The sequence below is a fragment of the Rathayibacter sp. PhB179 genome (assembly GCF_004345345.1).
Lineage (GTDB): Bacteria > Actinomycetota > Actinomycetes > Actinomycetales > Microbacteriaceae > Rathayibacter > Rathayibacter festucae.
On the sequence record NZ_SLVD01000001.1, the window covers coordinates 49,739 to 65,154 of the forward strand.

The window sequence follows — 15,416 nt, forward strand, 5'->3', positions numbered from 1 at the left end:
TCGGGTCGGGCGGCCGATCGGACCAGGTCACCGTACGCGATGTGTCCCGGCCTGGTCTGCCTCCGACGGTACTGAGCGCCTCCCGTCCCGCCAAGCTGTCGCGAACGGTGTGGCCACAACGGGGGGGATCGGCGAACCCGGGGTCTCGATACGCCGCTGCGCGGTCCACTCGATCAGCATGGGGGCGCCCGCTGCGCGGTCCACTCGATCAGCATGCAGCGGGCCAACTCTTTTGTTAGGCTAACTATGTGACTCCTGCCGACACCGATCTCCCCGCCCTCGCCGGCGAGACGCGCATCGCCGTGGGCCGGCTCGGCCGCCGCCTGCGCCAGGAGAAGGCGGAGCACGAGCTGAGCGACGCGCAGTTCGGCGTCCTCGCCCTCCTGCACCGGGAGGGACCGCGGACCCTCGGCGAGCTCGCCGAGGCGGAGCGCGTCCGTCCGCCCTCGATGACCCGCACCGTCGGCTGCCTCGCCGACGACGGACTCGTCGAGCGCCTCGCCGATCCGGCCGACGGCCGCGTCACCCGCATCCGCGCGACCGCGCGCGGCTCCGAGCTGGTCCTCGACGTCCGGCGCAGCCGCGACGCCTGGCTCATCGCCCGCCTCCGCGAGCTCGACCCCGACCAGCGCCGGCTGCTGCACGACGCCGCCGCGCTCCTGCGCGAGGTGGCGGACCGATGAGCGCGATGTTCCGCTCGCTCGCGGTGCCGAACTACCGCATCTGGTTCGCCGGTGCGATGGTCTCCAACATCGGCACCTGGATGCAGCGCACGGCCCAGGACTGGATCGTCATCAACGATCTGACCGACCACGACGCGACCGCGCTCGGCGTGACGATGGCGCTGCAGTTCGGCCCGCAGCTGCTGATGGTCCCCTTCTCCGGCTTCATCGCCGACCGCTTCGACCGCCGGAAGCTCCTGATGGCGACGCAGGCCGCGATGGCCGTCCTCGGCCTCGCGCTCGGCCTGATCGTCGTGACCGGGATCGTCCAGCTCTGGATGGTCTACGTCTTCGCGCTGCTCCTGGGCTTCGCCGCCGCGATCGACGCTCCGGTGCGCCAGACCTTCGTCTCCGCGCTGGTCGAGGAGCGCGACCTCTCCAACGCGGTGTCGCTGAACTCGGCCTCCTTCAACTCCGCGCGGATGATCGGCCCGGCCCTCGCGGGCGTGCTGATCGCGGCCGTCGGCTCCGGCTGGGTCTTCCTCCTCAATGCGGCGAGCTTCCTCGCGGTGCTGGTCTCGCTGCGCTTCCTGCACCGGGAGCAGCTGCGCTCCGCCCCGCGCGCGACCCGCGGCCCCGGTGCGCTGCTCGAGGGCTTCCGCTACGTCTCCCGGCGGCCGGACATCCTGGTCGTGCTCTCAATCGTCTTCCTGATCGGCACCTTCGGCCTGAACTTCCCGATCTTCGCGTCGACGATGGCGACGGTCGAGTTCGACATGGGAGCGAGCGAGTTCGGCCTGCTCTCCTCCGCCATCGCCGTCGGCTCGGTGGTCGGCGCCCTGCTCTCGGCCCGTCGCGACCGCCCGCGACTGCGCCTGATCGTCGGCGCCGCCGCGGCCTTCGGCGTCGCGCTCGCCCTCGCCGGCCTGATGCCGACCGTCTGGGCCTTCGCGATCCTGCTGCCCTTCGTCGGCATCGCCGCGCAGACCCTGATGACCTCGGCCAACGGCTACGTCCAGCTCTCGACCACGCCGGAGATGCGCGGCCGGGTGATGGCGCTCTACATGGCGATCTTCATGGGCGGTACCCCGATCGGCGCCCCGCTGATCGGCTGGGTCGCGAACGCCTACGGCCCGCGCTGGGCGATGCTCGTCGGCGCCGCCTCCGGAGCGCTCGCCGCCGGCGTCGGCCTCGGCTGGTACCTGCGCACCCGCCGCCGCGCCCGCGCCGGCGAGCCCGCCGCCCAGGAGGAGGTCGCCCTCGTGACGACCCCCGCCCTCACGCCTCGCGCGTGATCTCCACGCGGACGAACAGCTTCGAGGAGTGCGGACCGGCGTAGACGCCGCGCAGCGGGGCGATGTCGTTGTAGTCGCGGCCGCGGCCGACGATCACGTGGCGGTCGCCGATGTCGATCAGGTTGGTGGGGTCGTAGCCGCGCCAGGCACCGCCGCAGAACCACTCGACCCAGGCGTGCGACTCGCCGACGACGGTCTCGCCGATCGCCGCGTTCGGCTTGGGGTGCAAATAGCCGGAGACGTAGCGCGCGGGAATGCCCGTCGAGCGCAGCGCGCCCAGGACGATGTGGGTGATGTCCTGGCAGACGCCCTCGCGGGCGGTCCACGACTCGGTCGCCGTCGAGTGCACGCCGGTGACGCCCTGGCGGTAGGTCATCTCGCGGCCGATCGTCTCGGCGATCGACAGGGCCGCGTCGCACGGGCCCTCCGCGGCGTCGGCCAGCCGGCGGGCCAGCTCGACGAGGTCCTCCGGCGGGGCGGTGCGGTTGGTCTGCTTGAGCTGCTCCACGTACTCGGTGAGCGTCTCGACCTGGTCCGCGAGCTGCTCCCAGCCGACCGGGTGGTCGGGGTGCGCCTTCGGCCGGATCTCGACGAGCGAGGTCGCCGTCAATGAGAGCTCCTGGTGCGGGTCGAGCACGTCGAACGACGAGACCCGGGTGCCCCAGTAGTCGGTGTAGGTGTGGGCGGAGGTGACCGGGCGGATGACGAGGTTCGACGAGAGCACGAGCTGCCCGTCCGAGGAGGCGGGGAGCATCCTCGCCTCGTTGTAGGACGCGACGACGTCGCCCCGGTAGGTGAACCCCGTCGTGTGCGTGATGCGCAGCCTGCTCACAGCGCCTCCCCGATCCAGCTCGGCATGACATTGGTGGGGAAGTAGCGCTGGCGGATCGCCTCGGAGGCCGACGAGGTCGCCTCCTGCACGCTGTCCATGTGCCGGGGCAGGTCCTCGAGGATCTCGGCGATCGGCCGGTACTCCAGCTCGCTGCGGATCTGGCCGAGCACCCGCTGGGCGTCGCCGGTGTGCCCGACGCGACCGGTGCGCGGCTCGATGTCGCGCATGCACATCTCGGCACGCGAGACCGAGAAGAGGATCGAGCGCGGGAAGAGGCGGTCGAGCAGCAGGAACTCCGCCGCGTTGCGAGCACTGGGCACGCCGCGGTAGGTGCGGAGGTACGCCTCGTACGCCCCGCAGGAGCGCAGGATCGTCGTCCAGGACGGGCCGCTCGCCTCGGTCAGCGACCGGGTGGCCAGGAGTCGCGCCGTCATGTCGGCGCGCTCGATCGAGCGGCCGAGCGTGAAGAACTGCCAGGCCTCGTCGCGCGAGGTGGCCGACTCGATGATGCCGACGGCGAGCGCCGAGCGCTCGCGCACCCAGCCGAAGAACTCCGACACCCGCTCCCCCGTGACCCGGCGGGGCATCCGGGTGCGCGTGGTGTTGAGGCACTCCCACAGCTCGGTCGAGACGATCTCCCGCGCGCGCCGGGCGTTCTCGCGGGCGGCGCCGAGCGAGTACGCGATCGAGGCGGGGTTCGTGCGGTCGATCGCGAGGATGGTCAGCACGTCGGCGCGGGTGACCTCCTTCATGTCGTCCGGCGCGGTGGACCCCATCACCGACAGCAGCGAGCGGCAGGCGGTGTCCTCGTCGATCCACGGGTCCTCGAGCAGGAGCTGCAGGTGGACGTCGAGGATGCGGGCGGTGCCGTCCGACCGCTCGATGTAGCGGCCGATCCAGAACAGCGACTCGGCGATCCGGGAGAGCATCAGGCGTCCTCCCCCGCGGCGAGCGTCTGCTGCTGCTGCTGGTCCTGGTCGTGGTTGGCCGCGTCCTGCGGCGACTGGTCGGGCGTGTGGTTCAGCGGGTAGACGATCGGGATCGAGCTGGTCACGGCCGCCTGGTCCTCGACGAGCCCGGAGATGTCGTGGGCGTCCGGCTCGGTGAGCGGCGCGCCCTCGAGGCCGACGACCCAGGTGTCCTTCGAGCCGCCGCCCTGCGACGAGTTGACGACGAGCTGGCCCTCGGGCAGCGCGACCCGGGTCAGACCGCCGGGCAGCACCCAGATGTCCTTGCCGTCATTGACCGCGAAGGGACGGAGGTCCGCGTGCCGCGGCCGCATCCCGTCGTCGACCAGGGTCGGGATGGTCGAGAGCTGCACCACCGGCTGAGCGATCCAGCCGCGCGGGTCGGCCTGCAGCCGCGAGCGCAGCTCGGCCAGCTCTTTCGCGGAGGCCGCCGGCCCGACCACGAGGCCCTTGCCGCCGGAGCCGTCGACCGGCTTCACGACGAGCTCGTCGAGGCGGTCGAGCACCTCCTCGAGCGCGCCCGGATCCTCCAGGCGCCAGGTGTCGACGTTCTTGATCACCGGCTCCTCCGAGAGGTAGTAGCGGATCAGGTCGGGCAGGTAGGTGTAGACGAGCTTGTCGTCGGCGACGCCGTTGCCGACCGCGTTCGCGATCGTGACGTTGCCCAGGCGCGCGGCGAGCATCAGTCCGGGCGAGCCGAGCATCGAGTCGGCGCGGAACTGCAGCGGGTCGAGGAACTCGTCGTCGACGCGGCGGTAGATCACGTCGACGCGGGTGGGCCCGGAGGTGGTGCGCATGAACACCTTGCCGCCGGTGCAGAAGAGGTCGCGCCCCTCGACCAGCTCGACGCCCATCAGCCGGGCGAGCAGGGTGTGCTCGAAGTAGGCCGAGTTGTAGACGCCCGGCGTGAGCACGACGACGGTGGGGTCGTCGACGCCCTCCGGCGCGGAGGCGCGCAGGGCCTGGAGCAAGCGGTTGGGGTAGTCGCCGACCGGGCGCACCCGCATCGACACGAACAGCTCGGGCAGCGTCTGCGCCATCACCCGGCGGTTCGAGATGACGTAGGAGACGCCGGAGGGCACGCGGACGTTGTCCTCGAGCACCCGCCAGTCGCCGACCTCGTCGCGGATGAGGTCGATGCCGGAGACCTGGATCCGCACGCCGTTGGCCGGCTCGATCCCGGCGGCCTGGCGGTGGAAGTGGCTGGAGCTGGAGAGCAGGGCGGCGGGGATCACGCCGTCCTTCACCGCGTTCTGCGGGCCGTAGACGTCGGCGAGGAAGGCCTCGAGCGCGCGGACGCGCTGCTTGATGCCGCTCTGCACCTCGTTCCACTCGGCGCTCTCGATCACGCGCGGGACGGCGTCGAGCGGGAAGGGCCGCTCCTCGCCCGCGAAGTCGAAGGTCACGCCCTGCGCGAGGTAGGAGGAGGCGAGCGCATCGGTGCGACCGCGCAGCTCCTCCTGCGTCATCCGCGCGAGCGAGGAGTAGATGTCGCGGTACGAGTCACGGACGCCGGCGGGGCCGCTCGTCGCCGCGACATCGGCGAACATCTCGTCCCAGGGTGAGGCGCCCGTGCGGGGCCGCTCGACCTTCTGGGACCCGTATCCGTCGAAGAGGTCACCCATGGCACGACTCTAGTGCGGGGCAGATTGCGGGGATGTTTCGGGCGGCCGGAGGGCGAGGAGGCCGCCCGTCACTCGAGAGTGAGCGCCCGCCGGCCCGGCGGTCACAGGGAGCCGCCGGCGCCGAGGATCGCGTCGATGCGGGCCCGTGCCGTCTCGCTGCGGTAGGGGTCGGTCGCCTGGACGAGGGAGTCCGCGATGCCGAGCGCCCCGAGGACCGCGACGACGGAGTCGAGCCGGGCCGAGCCGTCTCCCGCCTCAAGCCGGCGCAGCGTCTCGCGGGTGACGCCCGCCCGCTCGGCGAGCGAGGACGCGGTCATCCCGTTCACGGCTCGCCAGCGCCGGATGTTGGCGCCGATCTCGGCCAGCTGGAGGGAGCGGCGAGGCGATCGTCGTGCGACCATGCGATCCTCCTGAACTCTGTAGGTTACAGACTATCGCCGATTGGCACCTCTACCGTTCAGACTTCCTACCGCTCCCTCATGGCTGAATGCGCGGGAATATCCCCAGCCGCACGTGGTTGGATGAGGATGTACATGCGAACGCATGAATCAGGTCTCGCCAGCACGGGGCCACAGAGAGAAGGAGCGCCCGATGCAGTTCGGCATCTTCACGGTCAGCGACATCACCACCGACCCCACGACCGGCCGCACCCCGACCGAGTCCGAGAAGATCGCGGCCACCGTCGCGATCGCCCAGAAGGCGGAGGAGATCGGCCTCGACGTCTTCGCGCTCGGCGAGCACCACAACCCGCCGTTCTGGTCCTCCTCCCCCACGACGACCCTCGCCTACATCGCGGCGAAGACCGAGCGGCTGCAGCTCAGCACCGCGATGGCCCTGATCACCACGAACGACCCGGTGAAGCTCGCCGAGGACTACGCGATGCTCCAGCACCTCAGCGGCGGCCGCGTCGACCTGATGCTCGGCCGCGGCAACACCGGCCCGGTCTACCCGTGGTTCGGCAAGGACATCCGCCGCGGCATCGAGCTCACGATCGAGAACTACGACCTGCTGCACCGCCTCTGGACCGAGGAGTTCGTCGACTGGGAGGGCCAGTTCCGCACGCCGCTCCAGGGCTTCCAGTCGACCCCGCGCCCGCTCGACGGCGTCGCCCCGTTCGTCTGGCACGGCTCCATCCGCTCGCCGCAGATCGCCGAGCAGGCCGCGTACTACGGCGACGGCTTCTTCGCGAACCACATCTTCTGGCCCGCCTCGCACACCGCGAAGATGGTGCAGCTCTACCGCCAGCGCTTCGAGCACTACGGCCACGGCAGCGCCGACCAGGCGATCGTCGGACTCGGCGGCCAGATCTTCCTCGCGAAGAACTCGCAGGACGCGGTCTCGCAGTTCCGCCCCTACTTCGACAACGCCCCGGTCTACGGCCACGGCCCCTCGCTGGAGGACTTCACCGAGCAGACCCCGCTCACCGTGGGCTCGCCGCAGGAGATCATCGACCGCACCCTCGGCTTCCGCGAGTACGTCGGCGACTACCAGCGCCAGCTGTTCCTGATGGACCACGCGGGCCTGCCGCTGAAGACCGTCCTCGAGCAGATGGACATGCTCGGCGAGATCCTGCCCGCTCTGCGCGCCGGCTTCGCCGAGGGCCGCCCGGCACACGTGCCGGACGCGCCCACCCACTCCTCGCTCGTCGCCGCCCGCGCCGAGCAGCCCGTCCCCGTCAGCGCCTAGGAGGCCCGCCCATGGACACCCGCAGGATCACCGTCCTCTCGGCCGGCCTCAGCACGCCGTCCTCCACCCGCCTGCTCGCCGACCGCCTGGCCGACGCGGCCGAGGCCTCGCTCACCGAGCAGGGCTTCGCCGTCGAGCGCAGCGTCGTCGAGCTGCGGGACCTCGCGCACGACGTCACGAACAACCTGCTCACCGGCTTCGCGAGCCCGGCGCTGCAGACCGCGCTCGACGCGGTGGCCGGCGCGGACGGCCTGATCGCCGTGACGCCGATCTTCACGACGAGCTACAGCGGGCTCTTCAAGTCGTTCGTCGACGTGCTCGACACCGAGGCGCTCCGCGGCCTGCCCGTCCTGCTCGCGGCGACCGGCGGCTCGCCCCGCCACTCGCTCGCGGTCGACTACGCCATGCGCCCGCTCTTCAGCTACCTGCACGCCGCTCCCCTGTCGACGACGGTCTTCGCCGCGACCGAGGACTGGGGCGGAGCCACCGAGGACGGCCGCGCGCTGCCCTCGCGGATCGAGCGGGCGGGCCGCGAGCTCGCGACCGAGGCGGCACGCACCTCGCGCGCTCCCGCGGACCCGTGGGCGCTCGACGGCTCGTTCGAGGGGATGCTCGGCCGCCGGAGCTGACCGGGCCGTCTCACAGGATCGGCGATCCGTCCAGTAGGTCCGCGCTGCCGTTGCGCGGGGTTAGCCTCCCTCGGGGAGCCCGCCCGTGGCCCCCGAGGGGAGGCCATGATGGCTCTGGACAGGACCGCGCTCGGCACGAGCGTCTTCGACCGCGCGATGCTGGACCGCCGCCGCTTCCTCAGCGCCCTGGGCGTCGCCGCCTCGGTCCCGGTGCTCGCGGGCTGCGGCTTCGCGCCGGCCCGCCCGGCGGCGAGCGCCGACAGCGGCACGCTGACCTTCACCACCTGGGGCACGGATGCGGAGCTCGCCGGCTTCCAGCGGGCGATCGACCGCTTCCAGGAGGCGAACCCCGGCTCGACCGTGGCGCTGAACTCGGTGCCGTACGAGCAGATGTTCACCAACATCGACGCGCAGCTGCAGGCGGGGAACCCGCCGGACGTCTTCCGCGTGCCGTACTACACCTTCGGCAGCTACGCGGGTCGCGACCAGCTGCTCGACCTCACCCCGCACCTCGAGGCGGACGTGGCCGACCGCTTCACCGACCCGGCCTGGGCCGCGGTGCAGAGCAATGGCAGCCCCTTCGGCGTGCCGCACCACACCGACACCTCGCTGATCCTCTACAACACGGAGGCGCTCGCCACCGCGGGCATCACCGACTTCCCGGCCTCGCCGGAGGAGGCGTGGACCTGGGAGGAGTTCACCGAGGTCGGCCGCACGCTGCGCGCCTCGCTCCCCGCCGAGCGCTACCCCTTCGCCTACAACTGGCAGGGCAACGGCGTCACCCGCTGGCTGAGCCTGCTCTTCCAGGCCGACGGCCGCTTCCTCACCGAGGACCTCTCCGCCCCGGCCATCGACTCCGACGCGGGTCGCGCGGCGATCGACTTCAGCCGCAGCTTCTTCACCGACGGCCTCGTGCCGCCGAGCAGCTCGATCCAGGCGACGACCTACGCGAGCGACCTCTGGTACTCGCAGACGACCGCGATGACCTTCGGCGGGGCGTTCCTCATCCCGGACGCGGAGTCGACGCTCGACTTCGAGTGGGGCGCGACCTACTCGCCGCGGAACGTGCGCGGCGGCGGCGACTTCGGCGGCAACGCCCTCGTCGCGACCAAGGCGACCGCGAACCCCGAGCTCGCGGCGGCGTTCCTCGCCTTCGTGACCGAGGAGGAGTCGATGCGCGACTTCTGCGCCGGCGCCTCGCTCCTGCCCACCCGCCGCGACCTGACCGAGTCTGGCATCGAGTTCGAGGTGCGCCCCGAGCTCGCGGAGGTCTTCCTCGGCCAGGCGGGCACCGTGCAGGCGTCCGACGCGGCGCAGGTGGCCTCGCCGGACATGGCCGCGATCATCGCGGTGCTGAAGGACCAGCTGGAGCAGGCGTTCGTCGGCGGCCAGAGCACCGAGGACACGATCGCGAAGCTCAGCTCCGGCATCGCCACCGCCGTGCAGTGAGCGGCAGGATCCGGTGACCCGCACCCTCCCCGCGCCCGAGGAGGTGACGGCGCGACCGCGCCGCTCCTCCCGGGCGCCCGCCGCCCGCGAGACCGTCGCGGCCTACGGGTTCCTCGCGCCGAATCTGCTGATGCTGGCGCTGTTCGTCTTCGTGCCGCTGGTCGGTGCGTTCCTGCTCAGCTTCCAGCGCACCAACGGCTTCGGCGACGGCGTCTTCATCGGCCTGGACAACTACGCGCGGCTGCTCAGCGACCCGCTGTTCTGGCGCTCGACCCTCAACACCGCGCTGTTCACGCTGATCGTCACGCCGCTCTCGATGGCTCTCGGGCTGGGCGCCGCGGTGCTGCTGAACTCCGTGCTGCCGGCCCGGCCCGTCTTCCGCTCGATCCTGATCCTGCCGATGGCCGTCTCGGGCGTCGCGACGGCGCTGATGGGGGTGCTGATCTTCGACGAGAACAGCGGTGTGCTCGACGGGCTGCTGCAGACGATCGGGCTGCCGCGCATCGCCTGGCAGTCCGGCGGAGCCGCGGCCTTCGCCTCCGTGATCCTCGTCACCCTGTGGTGGCGGGTCGGCTTCAACATGCTGATCTACCTGGCCGGGCTGCAGGGCGTGAACCCCGCGCTCTACGAGGCGGCGCGGCTGGACGGCGCGAACGGCTGGCAGCAGTTCCGGCACGTGACGGTGCCGCTGGTCGGCCCGTCGACGTTCTTCCTGCTCATCCTCAACGTCATCTACTCGTTCCAGGTCTTCGACATCGTCTTCGTCCTCACCGGCGGCGGGCCGCAGAACTCCACCTCGGTGCTGGTGACCTACGCCTACGACACCGGCTTCGTCACCCGCGATCAGGGCTACGCGGCGGCGATCGGCATCGTCCTGCTGATCCTGACGATGATCTTCACCGCCGTGCAGTGGCGCACGAACCGCTCGAGGGACCTCGTCGAATGAACCGCGTCTCCCGCTCGACGACCGTGCTCCGGCTCGTCCTGGCGATCCTCGTCTCCCTCGTCATCCTCTTCCCGCTCTACTGGATGCTCGTCGTCGCGTTCTCCTCGCGGGCCGAGCTGCTCGGCGGCACACTGCGGCTCTGGCCGCGCGAGTTCACGCTGGCCAACTTCGAGCGCGTCTTCGACTCGTTCCCGGTCGCGACCTGGTTCGGCAACTCGCTCGCGATCAGCCTCACCACCGCGCTGATCACCGTGGCGATCAACCTGCTCGGCGGCTACGCCTTCGCGCAGCTGCGCTTCCGCGGCTCCGGCGTGCTCTTCCTGCTGGCCCTGTCGACGCTGACGCTCCCCGTGCAGGTGATCATGGTGTCGCTCTTCCGGCTCGTCACCGATCTCGGCCTCTACGGCAGCTACTGGGCGGTGATCCTGCCGACGGCGGCCTCGGCCTTCGGGCTGTTCCTCGCGCGGCAGTTCATCCTCGCGATCCCCCGCGACCTGATCGAGGCGGCCCGGATCGACGGGGCCGGCCACTTCCGCGTCTTCACCCGGATCGTGCTCCCGCTCTCGAAGCCGCTGATCGCCGTTCTGTTCTTCATGTCGCTCCTCGGCTCCTGGAACGACTTCGCCTGGCCGCTGATCGCCCTCAAGGAGAACGCCCTCTTCACCCTCCCGATCGGGCTGCTCTACCTGCAGGGGCAGTTCGGCAGCGACTACGGCGGAACGATGGCCTTCGCGCTGGTGAACGTGCTGCCGATGGTCGTGCTGTTCCTGATCTTCCAGCGTTACTTCGTGCAGGGCTTCGCCCGCAGCGGACTGCGCTGAGCGGTCCCGCTCGGCGCCGGATCGACTGCTTCTATCACGGCAGTATGTCAATCCCGGCTATTGCGCTCCCCGTTGTCGCGGCACCGCGGTACCGTCTACCCAGGCGCTCGTCCTGAGCGCCGCGGAGCACGTCGCTCCAGCAGAAGGCGGGGTCGTCGTGAGCACCATCGCCGCCAATGCCGCCCAGCAGCGGGTGGCCGGGCGCTACTTCCTGATCGAGCGCATCGGCTCGGGCGGGATGGGCTCGGTGTACCGGGCCCGCGACGAGACCGTGCAGCGCGAGGTGGCCGTGAAGGTCTTCCGCGCCGAGGCCTCCAACCCCGAGGACGTCGCCCGCCAGGAGCGCGAGGTGCGGATGCTCAGCTCCTTCGCGCACCCCGGCATCGTCAACCTCTTCGACGCCGGCCTGCACAACTTCGGCGGCGAGGTGCGCCGCTACGTCGTGATGGAGCTCGTCGCCGACCCGACCCTCGAGGCGCGGCTCGAGCCCGGCCCGATGGCGCCGGACGAGGTCGCCGCGATCGGCACGCAGCTGGCCGAGGCGCTCGCCTACCTGCATGAGCGGGGCGTCGTGCACCGCGACGTGAAGCCCGCGAACATCCTGGTCAGCGAGGTGGCCTCCAGCGGCTACGCCCGCACCGCCAAGCTCACCGACTTCGGCGTCGCCCACTTCATGGACGGCTCGCGCCTCACCAGCGACGGCATCGTGATCGGCACCGCCAGCTTCGTCAGCCCCGAGCAGGTCGCCGGCGAGCCGATCAGCGGCGCCAGCGACGTCTTCTCGCTCGGCCTCGTGCTGCTCGAGGCGATCACCGGGCACCGCGAGTACTCCGGCACCGTCCTCGAGGCCGCGATCGCGCGCCTCAACCGCTCCCCCGTCGTCCCGGCGACGCTGCCCGCACCCTGGCGCGCGCTGCTCACCTCGATGACCGAGCGCGACCCGGCGAAGCGGCCCACGGCCGACCAGGTCGCGCACCGGCTGCGCGCGGGCATGACCGCGTCGACCGTCTCCGGGCTGGATGCGGCGTCGGCTCCCGACGGCCGCGCCGTCCGCCTCCGCCGCGCCGTCATCATCGGCTCGAGCGTCGTCGGCGTCGGCGCCGTCGCCGCCCTCTCCTGGATGCTCGGGATGCTCGCCGGCCGCTGAGCCGCACCCCCGGCGGCCGAGCAGCCGCCACCGCACACGCTGGTGGAGCAGCCGCGCAACGGCCGCCTTGCATGCTGGTCGAGTAGCCGCGCAGCGGCGTATCGAGATCCGCCCCTCCCTGACGTGGGCCCGGCGGCTCAGGTCTCGGTGACGGTGGATCCACTGGGCAGAGACGCCCGCAGACATGCTGGTCGAGTAGTCGCGCAGCGGCGTATCGAGACCCACCGACTTCAGAACGCAGGCCCGACGGCTCAGCTCTCGGGGACGGTGGATCTCGATACGCCCGCTGCGCGGGCTACTCGATCAGCATGCAAGCGGGTCAGGCCTCGCCCGGGAGGGCCTGGCGGAGGACGATGCGGGTCCAGGCGCCGACGTAGACGCGGTCGCCCTCCTCGATCTCGCGGCGCTGGCCGGTGGGGATCGGGGTCTGCGGGAGCGGAGCGCCGGCCGCGGCGAGGTAGGTGCCGTTCGCGGACTGCAGGTCCTCGACCCACCAGCGGTAGCCGTCGGTGTTGAGCTGGCAGTGGCGGCGGGAGACGCCGGAGTCGGTGCCGCAGTCGATCTGCGGCGAGATGCCGCGCGAGACGGAGGGTCGGCCGACGAGCACCGAGCGCTCGCGCAGCACGACGATCGTCGGCGGGCCGGCCGAGGGCATCGGGTCCTCGGCGCGCTGCTCCGTGTACCAGTCGGGGTCGACCCAGATCTCGGCGATCCAGGGGTCGCCCTCCTCCGGGGCCGCGGGCACGGCGGGCGCGGCCGTCGGCGTGCTCCCGGTGACCTCGGCGAGGACCTCCGTGGCAGGCGCGGCGGGCGGTGCGGTCGCGATGGGCACGTCGAAGCCGGCCGCCTCCTCCGGAACGAGTTCGGGCGGCGCACCGGGAGCGGCCGACGCGGGCGCCTCGCCCAGGTGGGCGGCGGGGTCGCCGGCCGCCGAGGCGGAGCCGCCGACCTCGCCGGGTGCGCGGACAGCGCCGGACTCGGTGAAGGGGTCGGCCTCGGGGAGCGAGCCGGTGGTGAAGTCGTAGCCGCAGTTCTCGCAGAACAGCGCGCCGGCCTCGTTCGGGTACGAGCAGTTCGGGCAGACGGCGGGACCGGTCGGGATCGCCGTGGTCGGGTCGGCGGCGCGGGGCGCGGGGGCGGACGGCGCGGCGGGCGCGATCGGCGCACCGCAGACGTCGCAGTAGTCGCCGGACTCGGAGGTGTGCCCCTCGGGGCAGCGGTAGCTCACTTGCGCACCCGCGTGGTCTTCGTCGAGGCGGTGTCGAGCGCCATCTCGTCGAGGCGGGCGACACCGCGCTTCAGCCGCACCGTCCCCTCGTTCGGGTCGTCGATCTCGACGACCTTGCGCAGCTTCGCGGTCGCCTCGTCGTTGCCGGTGGCGGTGGCGAGCTGCACGGCACGGCCGAGCTTGACGGTCGCGGTGGCGTCGTCGCCGACGGCCTTCGCGGCGAGGCCGTCCTGGATCGCCGAGGCGAGCTCGGTCTGGCCGGTGTAGTGCGCGACCGCCGGGTCGATCCGGGCGGTGAGTGCGGAGTCGTCGGTCCAGCGGGCCTTCACCAGCGCGGAGGCGACGACCTCGTCGCGCACGCTGAGCTGCACGCGGGCGGCGAGCTGCTCGGCGCCGACCGGCTTCGAGGCGACGCGCACGGCCACGTGGTACTCCCGCGACTCGTCGCCCCAGGCGCCGGTCGGGTAGGAGCCGGTCAGCGGGTTGACCGCGGTGCGACGCGAGCTCAGGTCCTCGAGGTTCGGTGCGACCTGGCGGACGAAGAGCAGCTGCGAGCCCTGCGGGGTCCAGACGCGCAGCTCGCCGTCGGCGACACCGCGGCCCATCGACGCCTGGATCAGCTGCTCGAAGTCGGCGGCCATGTCGGCCGGGTTCGCGATCAGGCCCACGGTGCCCAGCAGCGCGCTGGCGATGGTGCGCGCCTCCTCGACGACCCAGCGGGAGCCGACGCCGCGGACGTCGCACTGGAAGACGCCGCCGGCCGCGCGGATCGCCGCGTCGAGCTGCATCCGCGACTCGTGCTCGTTCTTGCCGTCGGTGAGCAGGATGGCGTGCCGCTGCTTCGCCTCGGGGACGCTGGAGAAGAGCTGGCGGGCGAGGGTCAGCCAGGTGCCCATCGCGGTGCCGCCGTCGGCCTGGAGGAAGCCGATGGCCTCCTTCGCGGCCGCGCGGGCGCCGGGCTCCATCCGCACCATCGAGACGGAGGCGTTGGGGTACGGGAAGGCGCGGTCGGCGCGCTCGGAGCCGGCGACGACGGCGAAGAAGGTGCCGTCGAGGATCTGGTCGACCGCCACGGCGGCGGCGCGCTTGGCCGCGGTCATGTTCTCGCCGGTCATCGACCCCGAGCAGTCGACGATGATGATCTCGGCGGCCGCTCCGTCGCTGCCGGCCGCGCCGGTGCCCGAGGCGGTCACCGTCACGATCGCGTGCACATCCGTCGCGCCGTCCGAGAGGAACTCGTTCTGAAAGACACTCGCGCTGAACTCCGCCATTCGGCCAGTTTATTGTGCTGCCTGGCCGCGACGGCCCTCCTCCTCGCCGGATGCGCAGCAACCGTCGGACAGCCGACCCCTCCCCCGGCGGGCGCGGGCTTCGACTACCAGCTCGGCGGCAGCTACCCGCCGGCCGACGGCGTCGAGCTCGTCGTCCGCGACCGCGAGGCCGAGCCCGCGCCCGGCGTGTACTCGGTCTGCTACGTCAACGCGTTCCAGACGCAGCCCGGCGAGGAGGCGGAGTGGGCGTCGCGCCCCGAGCTGCTGCTGCGGGACGCCGCGGGCGAGCCGATCACGGATCCGGACTGGCCGGACGAGACGCTCCTCGACGTGTCGACGGAGACGAAGAGGGAGGCGCTGGTCGAGGTGGTCGCGCCGTGGCTCGAGGGCTGCGCCGAGAGCGGCTTCGACGCCGTCGAGGCCGACAACCTCGACTCCGCCACGCGTTCCGAAGGGCTGCTGACCGACGACGACACGGCGGCGTTCGCGAGTGATCTCGTCGACGCGGCGCACTGGGCCGGCCTCGCGATCGGCCAGAAGAACGCCGCGGAGCGGGCGGCGGAGATGCGCGGGCTCGGCTTCGACTTCGCGATCACGGAGGAGTGCGAGGTGTTCACCGAGTGCGACGTCTACACGGACGTCTACGGCGAGCGCGTGTACGAGGTGGAGTACACGGACGTCGACGATGCGGACGCGGTCTTCGCGCGGGCGTGCGCGCGCGGCGACGGCATCGGCGTGCTGCTGCGCGACCGCGACCTGCTGACGCCGGAGGACGAGGGGTACGTCTCGGAGCGGTGCTGAAGCACGAGAGAGTCTGCACGGCGAGAAATACCGCCCGACCTCGGGCCGTTCGGCGG

General features: G+C 71.8%; 15 protein-coding genes. 9 read left to right on the plus strand and 6 right to left on the minus strand.

Annotated features, from left to right (window positions below; all coding sequences use genetic code 11):
• Nucleotides 1–248: 248 nt before the first annotated feature.
• Nucleotides 249–683 (plus strand): MarR family transcriptional regulator, encoded by a 435-nt coding sequence (locus tag EDF43_RS00265; protein WP_123734961.1) that lies wholly within the window; start codon nt 249–251, stop codon nt 681–683.
• The gene (locus tag EDF43_RS00270) at nt 680–1,957 is read left to right on the plus strand and encodes an MFS transporter (RefSeq protein WP_123734960.1); all 1,278 of its coding nucleotides are present in this window, start codon (nt 680–682) and stop codon (nt 1,955–1,957) included. Before EDF43_RS00265 ends, EDF43_RS00270 begins: the two co-directional genes overlap by 4 nt.
• On the opposite strand, the gene EDF43_RS00275 is transcribed toward EDF43_RS00270, so the two are convergent.
• From EDF43_RS00275 to EDF43_RS00290, 4 genes are all read right to left on the minus strand, one after another.
• A complete protein-coding gene (locus EDF43_RS00275; protein ID WP_123734958.1) occupies nt 1,941–2,789 on the minus strand; it encodes a transglutaminase family protein in 849 nt (282 codons plus the stop codon). The two genes, EDF43_RS00270 and EDF43_RS00275, sit on opposite strands and share 17 nt — an antisense overlap.
• Nucleotides 2,786–3,718, minus strand: coding sequence for an alpha-E domain-containing protein (locus EDF43_RS00280; RefSeq protein ID WP_123444951.1), 933 nt, complete (start codon nt 3,716–3,718; stop codon nt 2,786–2,788). Before EDF43_RS00280 ends, EDF43_RS00275 begins: the two co-directional genes overlap by 4 nt.
• Entirely contained in the window at nt 3,718–5,382 is a 1,665-nt protein-coding gene (locus EDF43_RS00285; protein WP_123734957.1) for a circularly permuted type 2 ATP-grasp protein, read from the minus strand. The genes EDF43_RS00280 and EDF43_RS00285 overlap by 1 nt, the downstream gene beginning before the upstream one ends.
• Before the next feature lie 101 nt (nt 5,383–5,483).
• Nucleotides 5,484–5,783, minus strand: coding sequence for a helix-turn-helix transcriptional regulator (locus EDF43_RS00290; RefSeq protein WP_123444948.1), 300 nt, complete (start codon nt 5,781–5,783; stop codon nt 5,484–5,486).
• A 190-nt stretch (nt 5,784–5,973) separates the two neighbouring features.
• Between EDF43_RS00290 and EDF43_RS00295 the strand changes: the two genes are divergently transcribed.
• The 6 genes from EDF43_RS00295 to EDF43_RS00320 all read left to right on the plus strand — a co-directional run bounded on the left by EDF43_RS00295 (nt 5,974) and on the right by EDF43_RS00320 (nt 12,060).
• The gene (locus tag EDF43_RS00295; protein WP_132434718.1) at nt 5,974–7,068 is read left to right on the plus strand and encodes an LLM class flavin-dependent oxidoreductase; all 1,095 of its coding nucleotides are present in this window, start codon (nt 5,974–5,976) and stop codon (nt 7,066–7,068) included.
• A gap of 11 nt (nt 7,069–7,079) precedes the next feature.
• Nucleotides 7,080–7,697: an FMN reductase gene (locus tag EDF43_RS00300; RefSeq protein WP_123734953.1), complete on the plus strand. Its 618-nt coding sequence runs from the start codon at nt 7,080–7,082 to the stop codon at nt 7,695–7,697.
• A 108-nt stretch (nt 7,698–7,805) separates the two neighbouring features.
• A complete protein-coding gene (locus EDF43_RS00305) occupies nt 7,806–9,146 on the plus strand; it encodes a sugar ABC transporter substrate-binding protein (RefSeq protein WP_243580973.1) in 1,341 nt (446 codons plus the stop codon).
• Nucleotides 9,147–9,159: 13 nt separating this feature from the next.
• Nucleotides 9,160–10,092, plus strand: coding sequence for a sugar ABC transporter permease (locus EDF43_RS00310; RefSeq protein ID WP_243580974.1), 933 nt, complete (start codon nt 9,160–9,162; stop codon nt 10,090–10,092).
• The gene (locus tag EDF43_RS00315; RefSeq protein WP_132434720.1) at nt 10,089–10,913 is read left to right on the plus strand and encodes a carbohydrate ABC transporter permease; all 825 of its coding nucleotides are present in this window, start codon (nt 10,089–10,091) and stop codon (nt 10,911–10,913) included. Before EDF43_RS00310 ends, EDF43_RS00315 begins: the two co-directional genes overlap by 4 nt.
• 157 nt (nt 10,914–11,070) lie before the next feature.
• Nucleotides 11,071–12,060, plus strand: coding sequence for a serine/threonine-protein kinase (locus EDF43_RS00320; RefSeq protein ID WP_132434722.1), 990 nt, complete (start codon nt 11,071–11,073; stop codon nt 12,058–12,060).
• A 319-nt stretch (nt 12,061–12,379) separates the two neighbouring features.
• On the opposite strand, the gene EDF43_RS00325 is transcribed toward EDF43_RS00320, so the two are convergent.
• The gene (locus EDF43_RS00325; protein ID WP_132434724.1) at nt 12,380–13,288 is read right to left on the minus strand and encodes an FHA domain-containing protein; all 909 of its coding nucleotides are present in this window, start codon (nt 13,286–13,288) and stop codon (nt 12,380–12,382) included.
• Nucleotides 13,285–14,559, minus strand: a complete 1,275-nt coding sequence (locus EDF43_RS00330) for a VWA domain-containing protein (RefSeq protein WP_132434726.1) — start codon at nt 14,557–14,559, stop codon at nt 13,285–13,287. The genes EDF43_RS00325 and EDF43_RS00330 overlap by 4 nt, the downstream gene beginning before the upstream one ends.
• 12 nt (nt 14,560–14,571) lie before the next feature.
• Between EDF43_RS00330 and EDF43_RS00335 the strand changes: the two genes are divergently transcribed.
• Nucleotides 14,572–15,360 carry an endo alpha-1,4 polygalactosaminidase gene (locus tag EDF43_RS00335; RefSeq protein ID WP_207901587.1) on the plus strand — a complete coding sequence of 263 codons (789 nt, stop codon included), beginning with the start codon at nt 14,572–14,574 and terminating at the stop codon, nt 15,358–15,360.
• Nucleotides 15,361–15,416 lie beyond the last annotated feature (56 nt).